The sequence below is a fragment of the Mesorhizobium sp. B2-4-3 genome (assembly GCF_006442815.1).
Taxonomy (GTDB): Bacteria; Pseudomonadota; Alphaproteobacteria; order Rhizobiales; family Rhizobiaceae; genus Mesorhizobium.
Genome location: NZ_VFVL01000013.1, coordinates 125297 through 136478, shown reverse-complemented (window position 1 = coordinate 136478; position 11182 = coordinate 125297). Strand labels below are relative to the sequence as shown.

Sequence of the window (11182 nt, the reverse complement as noted above, 5' to 3'; positions counted from 1 at the left end):
GAAGAACAAACCTGTGACAAACGACATGGGGCGGAAAAGTTCATCCATCACTCTTGACCACGGTCATAAGAGGGTCTACGCGGTACGCTTCGCTTCCCGCTCCGCCCTAGAATGACGATCGCGACGGGCGTTCCGGCCAACCGCCAAGGTTTGCGTCGGCGAACACAGAGTTACCCGATCGGTTATGATCTCGGAACTAGTCCCGCAGGCTGAACACGAAGGGCGCGGTGCGGGTGACGCGCGCGCCGAGCTCCGCCGGCGGCGCCGGCACCGAGGCTCCCTGCAAGGCGCCGAGGGCCGCGCGGTCGAGATCGCCGTCGCCCGAGGATCGCGCCAGTCGGGCCGAGACCACCCTGCCGGAGGTGTCGACCGTGAAGGTCACGCTCGGCGTGCCCTCGGCCCGCCTGGAGCGCGCCGCGCTCGGATAGCGGGTGTGCCGCCTGATCCATGCCGCCAGGCTGGAATTCCAGCGCGACGGGCTGACGCTCGAGCGCGGCGCCGCATTCGAGGACAGTGGCGCGGCCGCCTTCGCCGCTGCCTTGGCGTCGATGCTGGCGGTGGTCGTCGCCTTGGGTGGGGGCGCCTTTTCCTTCCTCACCCGTTCTTTCGGTTTTTCGGCCGGTTTCTTCTCGGCTTTCTTCCTGGGTTCGGCCGGCTTTCGCACCTTCACCTCCGCCGGTTTCGGTTGCGGCAGCGGAATGACGACATCGGGCGCGATCGCCTCGACAGGGTCGGGCACGACCTCGTCCAGCGGCGGCTGCTCGCTCTGCGCGGCAACGGCCTGTTCCGCCTGCTCAGCCTCTTGCGTGTCGTCGGCCTCGGATGGCTGTTCGGTGACCGGCTCGGCCTGTTCCACCGCCGGCACCGGATCGGTCACCGGTTTTACCTCGACAGGCTTTTCCGTGTCCGTCGCATCGGGCGGCTCCGGTGCCAGCGTGTCCAGCATCGCCGTCTCTTCCGGCACGGCGGGCGCGACGACCAGCGGCGCCATCTCGACCGCCAGCGCCGGCGGCGGGCCGCCATCGGGCATGTCGGCGAAACTCAAATTCTGTACCGCATAGGCGACCGCCACATGCGCGGCCAGAATGATCGCGGCGGCGCTCGTCCACAGGCCGGCCTCACGCGCGCCGAAGCGCGGCTGGGAGATACGGGAAAGAGCGGCGACCGTCATGGCGCCGCGCTTCCGCCCGGCGCGGGGGAGGGGTTCGCGCCGGCCACGGGCATTTCGGGCGCGGCCTGGCCGCCGGCATCGCCAGCTGTTTCAAGGCCGACCAGCGCGACCTTGAGATAGCCGGCGCGGCGCAGCAGGTTCATGACTTCCATCAGGTCGCCATAGCCGACTTTTCTGTCGGCGCGCAGGAAGATGCGCGTCTGCTTGTCGCCCTTGGTGCGGCTGTCGAGCACGCCGGCAAAGGCCGGACGGGGCACGCTGTCATTGCCGATCGCCAGCGTGAGATCGGTTTTCAGAGTCAGGAACAGCGGTGTCTCGGGCCGCGGCGCCGGCGTCGCCGTCGATCCGGGCAGGTCGACATTGACGTCGACGGTCGCGAGCGGCGCCGCGACCATGAAGATGATCAACAGCACCAGGATGACGTCGATGAACGGCGTGACGTTGATGTCGTGGCTTTCCTCGAGATCGTCGCCGGCAGTCTCGCGAATCCGCGCCGCCATCGCCGTTACTCCGCCGCCATGGCTGTTGCCGGCGGCACGGTGCGGAAATCGAGGTCACGGCTCACCAGCCGCTCGACGCCGGCGGAGGCGTCGGCGAGGATCTGCCTGTAGCCGGCTATCGAGCGCGCGAAGACGTTGTAGATGACGACCGCCGGAATGGCCGCGACAAGGCCCATGGCGGTCGCAAGCAGCGCCTCGGCGATGCCGGGCGCCACGACGGCCAGATTGGTGGTCTGCGCCTGCGAGATGCCGATGAAGGCGTTCATGATGCCCCAGACGGTGCCGAACAGGCCGACGAAGGGCGCCGTCGAGCCGATGGTGGCGAGCAGACCGGTGCCGCGCGACATGCGCCGGGAGGCCGCCGCCTCGATGCGCGAAAGCCGGGAGGCGACGCGTTCCTTCAGGCCGTCGCCGGAGGCATGGTCGAGCGCGCCGGCTGAAAGCGCCCGTTCTTCCTCCGCCGCCCGCACCAGAAGCGCGCCCGGACCGCCGCTGTGGCCAAGCGCGCGGCCGGCCTGCATCAGCGTCGCGGCATTGCCGATCGCATCGGCGGCGCGTCGCGCCCGCAGCTTGCCGCCTAAGACCTCCAACGACTTGGCGAGCCAGATCGTCCAAGTGACGAGGGAAGCGAAGGCCAGCCCCACCATCACCGCCTTCACGACGATGTCGGCATTCATGAACATGCCCCAGGGCGAAAGGTCATGCGGCAGCGCCAGCGAGATGGAGGGCTCTTCGCCCGTGGCGCCGTTCGGGGCCGGCTGGATGCCCGGTTCCACCGGTGTGGCGGCTGGCGCCTGCGCCGCCGGCGCCTGCTCGAGGGGGGCCTGCACGGTGGGCGCCGCCGATTCCTGCGCCTTGGCGAGGCCGGCCGACAGAATGAGGGAGGCGGCCAGCGCCGCGAAAAGACCGTTTCGGGACAAGGCTCGTCCTCGCTTCATCATTGCACATATCCGATCGGCTGGCCGGAGACGGGATGCTTGAGCACGCCCATCTCGACGCCGAAAATCTCCTTGAGCACGGGCCCTCGCATGATCTCGTCCGGCGTGCCGCGGCTGAGCAGCCGGCCTTGCTTCAGCGCGATCAGCTCGTCGCAATAGCGCGCCGCCATGTTGGGGTCGTGCAGCACCACCACGACGCACAGGTCGCGCTTGCGGCTGAGCTCCTTCACCAGCGCCAGCACCTCGACCTGATGCGCGATATCGAGCGCCGAGATCGGCTCGTCGAGCAGCATGACGCCGGCATTCTGCGCCACCAGCATGGCAAGCCAGGCGCGCTGCCGCTCGCCACCGGAAAGCTCGTCGACCAGGCGGTCGGCGAAGGCGCTCATGTCGGTCAGCGCAAGCGCCTCCTCGACATGGCTTTTGTCCTGCGAGCCGAAACGACCGAGCGCGCCGTGCCAGGGATAGCGCCCGAGCGCCGCCAGCTCGCGCACCGTGAGCCCCGTGGCCACCGGCGTCGTCTGCGGCAGATAGGCCAGCGCCCGCGCCAGCTCGCGCGCGCCCCAGCCGGCAAGCGGACGTTCGGCGAAGCGGATGTCGCCGGAGCTCGCCTGCTGCTGCCGCGCCAGCAGCTTGACCAGGGTGGACTTGCCCGAACCGTTGTGGCCGACAAGCCCGTAGACGCGGGAACGGCGCAGCTCGAGCGAGACCGGACCGAGCAGCGTGCGCCCGCCGACCGCAAAGCGCACGGCGTCGACATGAAAGGCTGTCCCAGCTCCGGCCAATATCCGCCTCCGATGCGGCGGCCGCCATCCAGGCAGATGCCAGGCGGCCAGTGCCGGTTGACTATGAAACATGACTTTCCGAGTCAACTCTAAAGGTGACTATCGTCATCAACAATTTGCAACAACTTCCTGGCGCCGGCCCGAGCTGGCCAGGTAAGGTCCGGACGCCAAGGCCTTTGCTGGGCACGATGCGCACCGCAACCAAAGCAAGACGACCGATGATCAAGGCGATACCCTTCGACTTTCCCTATGACGGCAGGCTGGTGCCGCAGCACACGGCGCTGCTGGTGATCGACCTGCAGGAGGATTTCCTCTCGCCGAACGGCTACTTCGCCAGGAAGGGCTACGATCCATCGCCGCTAAGAGCCATCCTGCCGGCGGTCAACCGGCTGATCGGAGCCGCTCGAACCGCGGGCCTAACCATCATCCACACCAGGCAGGGCTATCGCGCCGACATGGCCGATATGACGTCTTACGAAAAATGGCGCCGCAAGCGGGCCGGCCTCGACGGCACGGACGTCCTGCTGCGCTCCGGCCCGGGTTTCCAGATCGTTTCCGACATCGAGGTGGCACCTGGAGACATCATCATCGACAAGACCTGCAACAGCGCCTTCACCTATACGGATCTGGAGCTTGTCTTGCGGGCGCGCGGCATCACGCATCTCCTGTTCACCGGCTGCACGACGGATGTCTGCGTGCACACCACATTGCGCGAGGCCTGCGACCGCAACTTCCAGTGCCTGACGATTTCGGACGCCTGCGCCAGCGGCGACCAGTATGCGCACGAAGCAGCGCTGCATATGGTGACGGTCGAAGACGGGATCTTCGGCGCGCTGGCGGACTCGGAGGCCGTCATTGCCGCGTTGCGGCAGCTCGCGGACGCGGCGCGCTGAAGGTTTTTGGGTTTCAACGAAATTTCTTTCGCCCGCCGTTCCGTTCTCGGTTCCGGCTTCGTCTTGAGGGTCGTAACGGGTGCGAGAGCCGCGACGGCCTCCGCCATCAGGACAAACGGAGCCAAGCCATGTCGACGACCACAGTGACCCTGATCAACGTCTTCACCGCCAAGCCGGGCAAGCAGCAGGAACTCGCCAACACTCTTGCCGAAGGCACGAGAAACTTCTTCAGCAAGCAGCCGGGCTCGCTGTCGTCGTCCGTGGTCGTCGGCGGCGACGGCAGCAAGGTCGCCAACATCTCGCAATGGCGTTCGGCCGAGGACATCGCGGCCTTCCGCGGCGATCCCCGCTTCGCCGAGTACATGAAGAGCATCGTCGAGCTGGCCGCCGGCGAGACCATGATGGGCCACACCACCTATTCCCACACGGGCGGGGTGGAGAACTGAAGCAATTCCAGGAAAAGTGTGAAACGGTTAGGTTCGGCGCCTTCGCCGAGCTTCCGTCCGGAATTGCGTCAAACAAAGAGGTAGAGCACGCGTGACCGGTTCGCACGATCAGTCCGTTGCGGCGACCGAAACCAGGCTTCGCGCCTTCGAGCGCGAAGCCGCCGGCCTGAGGGCCAAGCTGCACCGCTACGCTTCACGCATGGTCGGATCGGTCATCGATGGGGAAGACGTCGTCCAGGAGGCTTTGGCCAAAGGCTTCGTGGCGATCAGGAATGGCGACATGCCCGACAAGACCGAGCCCTGGCTGTTTCGCATCGCGCACAACGCGGCCCTCGATTTCCTGCGCAAGCGCGCCCGGTCGCGGGGGCGCGAAAGCGAGGTCGAACTCGACACGATCGCCGACGAGAATTCGGCGCTGGATGCGCGCATCGCCGCCGAGGCAAGCCTGGCCCAGCTGATGCAGCTGCCGCCGGCGCAAAGATGCGCGGTCGTGCTGAAGGATGTGCTGGGACACAGCCTGGAGGAGATCGGCGAAATCCTCGAAACCTCCGACACGGCGATCAAGGGCGCGCTGCAGCGGGGTCGCGAGAGCTTGCGCAAGCTGGCGGCCGCGCCGCGCATCGCGCCGCCCCGCCCGGAGCTCGACCAACAGGACATGCGGCGCCTCGGCGACTATGTGGCCGCCTTCAACGCCAGGGACTTCGATGCCTTGCGCGGCCTGTTGGCCGAGGATGTCAAGCTGGAGCTGGTCAACCGCCTGCGCGCCGACGGCAAGGAATATGTCGGCAATTATTTCGGCCGCTATGCCGACGAGACGCATTGGCATTTCACGACCGGCCTTGTCGAAGGCCGGCCCGCCATCCTGGTCACCAGCCCGGAGCGTCCGGACGGGCCGCCGCGCTACTTCATCCTCATCGATTGGGAGAACGGCCGGATCGCCGGCATCCGCGACTTCCTGTTCGCGGATTACGTCATGGACGGCCTGGATTATTCGAACGCGGAGCGACCCTAGTTCCCCGACACAGGGATTTTGAAAGGTTGCCGTTTGTCTTGGTGCAAGATTTCCGTTCTTTCCGTGAAATCGGCGCAAACGCCGGGGACTGGGTGAAGCCGCCCCAACTTCGTCATTCTATGGCGAAGCAAGGAGCGAAGCGACGCGGCGCAGACCATAGAATCCATTCCGTGACTTGGAAGCGCCGCCACGGTGCGGAATTCTGCTCCGTTGCATTCCTTGGCGAAGGTAACGGCATGGATTCCAGGGTCTTCGCGACGGAGCTTCGCTCCTGCTCCGCCCTGGAATGACGATCGCGATTGCGCGTTTCGGCCAATCTCCAACGCATGCCACGTGCCAACGCAAACAGAGCCGACCCGTCAGAATCCCTGCGCAGCGACCCTAGTCTAGGACGCGCAGTGCTCCGCAAAGGTCTGGGACGCAAGCATCCCCGGTTGCGGAACTTCCACCTCGCGCCGCGCCAGAGAATTCGCGACCAGCGTGATCGTCTCGCGTCCGATACGGGCGATCTCGCTTGGGCGGTCGATGCCGCCGATCATGAATTCCTCGATGCCAAGCGCAGCGTAGGGCAGCAGCGCCAGGGCGATCCGCGCCGGCGGCCCGGCAAGCCCGACCGCCTTGTGATCCGGAGTGCTCGTCCAGCCGTCCGGGTGAATGCGGACAGGCAGCGCGAAGCGCAATTTGCCGGCGCGGCCATGTTCCGCCGCGGCGCCGCGCACGCGCTGCATCAGTTGCGCGACCTCATCCGGGGAGCCGGCGGCCAGCTCGAAGACATCGGCATGCTTGCCGGCGACCTTCAAGGCCGTGCCGGACTGTCCGCCGAGACGGATGGCGAGGTCGGCGCCATGCGGGCCCTTGCGCGGCACGAAGCCGCCGCGGACGCTGTAGAAGGCGCCTTCATGGTCGAAGGGCCTGTCGTTCGACCACAGCCGCTTCAATAGCACCAGATATTCGTCGATGCGCTGCCACACGACGCTGTGGCCGACCGGCCGGGCCTCGGCGTCGCTGTCTTCCAGCGGTTCGCTCAGCATGCGGAGCGACAGGCGGCGGCCGCTTTTGCGGTCGAGCGCCGCGAGCTGCCTTGCCGCCACAGTCGGCTCGATCACACCGGCCCAATGCGTCAGCACCACTTCGAGCGAGCCGGTGCGGTCGAGCGTCTGCGCGGCGATGTCCATATTGGTGAGGAGTCCGGCCGGATCGTCCACCACCAGCCTGCGGAAACCGGCGTCCTCGATCAGCGACAATCTGGTCGCGGTTTCGGCAAAGTCGTAGAAGAAGCTGCCATTGGCAGGCTTACCTGGAACATGCGTGAACTCGATCGGCATTGCCATCTCCTCCATCACGTTGGCTTGCCCCGCTTCAAAGCCTTCGAACCGGACCTGAGACGCAGGCGTGCGACGCCGCCCTGGCGCGCGGTCAGTTTTCCACTCCGATCACTCGACTCAGATTGTTTGACGGCGGGTCTCGGCCCGCCTTGGATCAGGGGATCAGCCCCAGGATCACCGCGCCGGTGAACACGAACGCAAGCGCGAAGACGAGATAGGCGAAGGTGCCGCCATAGGCGGGCCTCCAGCTCTGATCGGCGGCAAGCCTCTGGCCTTTGCGCTGGGCGTTCTGAATGTAGGACATGGTCGATCCTCCGTCGCGACCATTAATCTATAAAGTTAGTAGACTTTGTCGATTGTTATTTTCGGGCGATTTCTGGAAAAAATTTTTCAGGAGGATGCAATCTGTGGGTTTTCATTCTCATTGCCTGCGCGGTGTAGCCGGTTTCAGGTCTTCGTCCCAGAACGGCTTGGCGCCTTTCCTCTCCCCCCTCTGGAGGGAGAGGAAAGGACGCCGAGTCCTACTCGTCTACCGCTCTTCCCTTCTGAACGGCTTCAGCAGCGCCGATGGCGCCACGGCGTTGCGCGACATGACGGCCATGGCGACGATGGTGAAGATGAAGGGCAGCATCAGGAACGCTTCATAAGGGACGTGGCCGAGGCCGCTTGCCTGCATCCTGAGCTGCAGCGCGTCGACGAAGGCGAAGAGCAGCGCGGCGCCCGCCGAGCGCCAGGGATCCCAGCGGCCGAACACCACCAGCGCAATCGCCACCCAGCCGCGCCCGGAGACCACGCCGAAGGTGAAGGCGTTGAACTGCGCCATGGTGAGGAAGGCGCCGGCAAGACCCATCAGCGCGCCGCCGAGGATCACCGCCTGGAAGCGCGTGGCGATCACGCTGACGCCCGCCGAGTCCACCGCGCGCGGGTTCTCGCCGACCATGCGCACCGAAAGTCCCCAGGGCGTGCGGTAGAGCACGAAGGCGGCGAGCGGGACGGCGATGATAGCCAGATAGACCAGCGTGAACTGGTTGAACACGGCCGGACCGAGAACCGGTATGTCGGCGAGCAGCGGGATCGGCACCGGCTTGAAGCCGGTAATGCTCGGCGGCACCGATTGCTGGCCGAAAATCAGCCGGTAGAGGAAATAGGCAAGGCCGGATGAGAACAATGTCACGCCGATGCCGCAGACATGCTGGCTGAGGCCCAGTGCCACCGTGAACAGCGCATGCAGCGCGCCCATCAACGCGCCGGTGAGCACGGCCACCAGCACGCCCAGCCACAGGCTGCCGCTCAGGCTGGCGGCGGTGAATCCGGCCATCGCCGAGAGCAGCATGATGCCTTCGATGCCGAGATTGAGCACGCCGGCGCGCTCGGAAAACATTTCGCCGAGCGTGGCGAAGGCGAGCGGCGTGGCGATGCGGATGATGGCGGCGAGGAAGCCGACCTGGAAAATCTGCTCGAACACCGCGCTCATGACGACGCCCCCACGCGGCGGATGCGGTAAGCGGTGAAGAGCAGCGCCACCAGCATCGCAAGCAACGCCGTGCCCTGGATGACGTCGCTCAGGAAAGCCGGCACGCCGGTGGCGCGCGACATCGCCTCGGCGCCGGTCATGACCGCGGCAAGGAAGATCGCCGCCGGCATCACGCCGAGCGGATTGAGCCTGGCGAGCATCGCGACGACGATGCCGGAATAGCCGTAGCCGGGCGAGATGTCGCTCATCACCTGGAAATGCACGCCGCCGACCTCGCCGACGCCGGCGAGCCCGGCCAACGCGCCGGAGAGCAAAGCTGTCGAAAGCAGCACGCGCTGCACGTTGATGCCGCCATAGCGGGCGGCTTCCGGATTCTCGCCGGTGACGCGGATGCGGAAGCCGAGCGTGGTGCGCGCGATCAGGAACCAGCAAAGAGGCGCCGCGATCAACGCCACGACGACGCCGAGATGCAGGCGCGTGCCTTCGATCAGCACCGGGAAATTGGCGGAGTCCTCGATCGGCGGCGAGATCGGGTAGCCGCTGAACGTGTCCTTCCACGGTCCCTCGATCAGCGCCATCAGCGCGTAATAGATGACCGAGTTGAGCAGCAGCGAGCTCACCACGTCGTCGACCTTGAATTTTACGCGCAAAGTGGCGGGAACCAGCGCGACGAGCGCGCCTGCCGCGGCGCCCGCCAGCGCCATCAACAGCATGGCGAGATAGCCCGGCATCGGGATGGCGCCGACGAAGCAGCTTGCCACAGCACCTGCCAGTAGCTGGCCTTCGGCGCCGATGTTCCAGAATTTGGCGCGGAAGGCGATGGCCACGGCAAGGCCGGTGAAGATCATGGGTGCGGCGCGCACCAGGGTTTCCGTGATGGCGTAGCTGTCGCCGAGCGATGCAGACAGCATGACGCCATAGGCCTCAATCACGCCGGCGCCGGTCACAGCAATGAGGCCGCTGCACAGGATTAGTGTGGTGGCGATGGCGACCAGCGGCAGGGCGAGATTGAACCAGGCCGGTGTGGACGTGCGGGCTTCGAGGCGAAACATCAGGCGTGCCCCTCCGCACCGGTCATCATCAGGCCGAGCCTAGCGACGGTGGCATGCGCGCTGGGAAGCGTGCCGGCGATGCGGCCCTCATACATCACCGCGATGCGGTCCGAGAGCATCAGCAATTCCTCGAGGTCCTCGCCGATGACGATGATGCCGCAGCCCTTGACGCGCATGGCCAGGAATTTCTCGTGGATGAAGCGGGCGGCACCGATGTCGAGGCCGCGCGTCGGCTGCGAGACGATCAGCACCTTGGGGTCGAACGCGAGCTCGCGCGCAAGAAGCGCCTTCTGCAGATTGCCGCCTGACAACGCGCCGGCGCGCACCATCGGGCCGGGGCAGCGAATGTCGTAGGCCTTGATCTGCGCTTCTGCGAAGGCACGGATCGCGGTTGGATTGAGCAGCCCCCTGCGGCTGAAGGCCTCGGTGCCGATACGCGGCAGCACCATGGAGTCGGCTAAAGGCAGGTTGGTGACGAGGCCGGTCGTCATCCGGTCCTCCGGGATGCGGCCGAGGCCGAGCGCCTGCAATTCGCGCGGCGAAAATTGCGCAACCGCTTTGCCGGCTATCGTCATTGCTCCGGCCTTGGGCGCCAGCATGCCGGAAATCACATCGGCGAGCGCCCGCTGGCCGTTGCCGGAGACGCCGGCAATGCCGAGGATCTCGCCCGCGCGGACGAAAAGCGAGATCTCGCGCAGCGGCGTGCCGGCATGGCTGGCGGTGGAAATGCCGTCGAGCGTCAGCACGGAAGCGCCGGGCGTCGAAGCCTGTTTGACCGGCGGCACGATTTCATGGCCGCACATCAGCTTGGCCATTTCCGCCGATGTGGTGCTTGCCGGATGGTCGACGCGGCCGGCGATCTTGCCGTGGCGCAGCACCACGCAGCGATGGGTGAGGGCGCGAACTTCATTCAGCTTGTGCGAGATGAAGATGATGCCGAGACCTTGCGCCGCCATCGAGCGCAGGGCGGCAAACAGGCCGTCGACCTCGCTCGGCGCCAGCACCGCCGTCGGCTCGTCGAGGATCAAAAGCTTGGCGCCGCGGAACAGCGCCTTGATGATCTCCAGCCGCTGCTGCTCGCCGACCGACAGCGCCGAGACCGGCAGGTTCGGATCGAGGTTGAGCCCATGCTGGCGGCCGATCTCCTTCAATCGCGCCAGTCCACCGGCGCGGTCGATGCGGCCGGACTTGCCGGGAATGCCGATCAGAAGATTCTCAAGCACCGTGAGGCGTGGCGCGAGGTGAAAATGCTGATGCACCATGCCGATGCCGGCGGCCAGCGCATCGGCCGAATTGTGGATGGCGACGGCCCTGCCTTCGACCAGGATCTCGCCGGCGTCCGGCGCATAGGCGCCGAACAGCACGTTCATCAGCGTCGTCTTGCCGGCGCCGTTCTCGCCAAGCAGGCCGAGGATCTCGCCCGGCGCCACGCTGAGGTCGACGGCCTCGTTCGCCTTGACGGCGCCGAAGCTCTTGGTGATGCCGCGCATTTCGATGAGTGGGGCGGACAAGGGGGCTCCCTGGATTTGCGATCCGGCCAACCACGGAGGGCTGCGCTGCACCCCCCTCTCTGGCCTGCCGGCCAT

The 11182-nt window shown here is 66.3% G+C and carries 12 protein-coding genes; 3 read left to right on the top strand and 9 right to left on the bottom strand.

What is annotated here, in order from left to right:
• Positions 1-196: 196 nt before the first annotated feature.
• Genes FJ956_RS15225 through FJ956_RS15210 form a run of 4 tightly spaced genes read right to left on the bottom strand, consistent with a single transcriptional unit; the run spans position 197 to position 3394 of the window.
• Positions 197-1171 carry an energy transducer TonB gene (locus FJ956_RS15225; RefSeq protein WP_140682293.1) on the bottom strand — a complete coding sequence of 325 codons (975 nt, stop codon included), beginning with the start codon at positions 1169-1171 and terminating at the stop codon, positions 197-199.
• The gene (gene exbD / locus FJ956_RS15220; protein WP_140682295.1) at positions 1168-1671 is read right to left on the bottom strand and encodes a TonB system transport protein ExbD; all 504 of its coding nucleotides are present in this window, start codon (positions 1669-1671) and stop codon (positions 1168-1170) included. The genes FJ956_RS15225 and exbD overlap by 4 nt, the downstream gene beginning before the upstream one ends.
• A 5-nt stretch (positions 1672-1676) precedes the next feature.
• Positions 1677-2591 carry a tonB-system energizer ExbB gene (gene exbB / locus FJ956_RS15215; RefSeq protein WP_140682297.1) on the bottom strand — a complete coding sequence of 305 codons (915 nt, stop codon included), beginning with the start codon at positions 2589-2591 and terminating at the stop codon, positions 1677-1679.
• Positions 2592-2608: 17 nt separating this feature from the next.
• The gene (locus FJ956_RS15210) at positions 2609-3394 is read right to left on the bottom strand and encodes an ATP-binding cassette domain-containing protein (protein WP_210241604.1); all 786 of its coding nucleotides are present in this window, start codon (positions 3392-3394) and stop codon (positions 2609-2611) included.
• 218 nt (positions 3395-3612) lie between these two features.
• On the opposite strand from FJ956_RS15210, the gene FJ956_RS15205 reads away from it, so the two are divergent.
• The 3 genes from FJ956_RS15205 to FJ956_RS15195 all read left to right on the top strand — a co-directional run bounded on the left by FJ956_RS15205 (position 3613) and on the right by FJ956_RS15195 (position 5745).
• On the top strand, positions 3613-4287 hold the full coding sequence (locus FJ956_RS15205) for an isochorismatase family cysteine hydrolase (protein ID WP_140682301.1): 675 nt from the start codon (positions 3613-3615) through the stop codon (positions 4285-4287).
• Positions 4288-4415: 128 nt separating this feature from the next.
• Positions 4416-4733, top strand: coding sequence for an antibiotic biosynthesis monooxygenase (locus FJ956_RS15200; protein ID WP_140682303.1), 318 nt, complete (start codon positions 4416-4418; stop codon positions 4731-4733).
• A gap of 91 nt (positions 4734-4824) precedes the next feature.
• A complete protein-coding gene (locus tag FJ956_RS15195; protein ID WP_246672190.1) occupies positions 4825-5745 on the top strand; it encodes a sigma-70 family RNA polymerase sigma factor in 921 nt (306 codons plus the stop codon).
• Between the two features lie 386 nt (positions 5746-6131).
• On the opposite strand, the gene FJ956_RS15190 is transcribed toward FJ956_RS15195, so the two are convergent.
• The 5 genes from FJ956_RS15190 to FJ956_RS15170 all read right to left on the bottom strand — a co-directional run bounded on the left by FJ956_RS15190 (position 6132) and on the right by FJ956_RS15170 (position 11107).
• Complete coding sequence (locus tag FJ956_RS15190; RefSeq protein ID WP_140682305.1) at positions 6132-7070, bottom strand: LLM class flavin-dependent oxidoreductase; 939 nt, start codon at positions 7068-7070, stop codon at positions 6132-6134.
• A 154-nt stretch (positions 7071-7224) separates the two neighbouring features.
• On the bottom strand, positions 7225-7374 hold the full coding sequence (locus tag FJ956_RS15185) for a hypothetical protein (protein ID WP_140682307.1): 150 nt from the start codon (positions 7372-7374) through the stop codon (positions 7225-7227).
• Positions 7375-7599: 225 nt separating this feature from the next.
• Positions 7600-8544 (bottom strand): ABC transporter permease, encoded by a 945-nt coding sequence (locus tag FJ956_RS15180; RefSeq protein ID WP_140682309.1) that lies wholly within the window; start codon positions 8542-8544, stop codon positions 7600-7602.
• A complete protein-coding gene (locus tag FJ956_RS15175) occupies positions 8541-9596 on the bottom strand; it encodes an ABC transporter permease (RefSeq protein WP_140682311.1) in 1056 nt (351 codons plus the stop codon). Before FJ956_RS15175 ends, FJ956_RS15180 begins: the two co-directional genes overlap by 4 nt.
• The gene (locus tag FJ956_RS15170) at positions 9596-11107 is read right to left on the bottom strand and encodes an ABC transporter ATP-binding protein (RefSeq protein ID WP_140682313.1); all 1512 of its coding nucleotides are present in this window, start codon (positions 11105-11107) and stop codon (positions 9596-9598) included. The genes FJ956_RS15175 and FJ956_RS15170 overlap by 1 nt, the downstream gene beginning before the upstream one ends.
• Positions 11108-11182 lie beyond the last annotated feature (75 nt).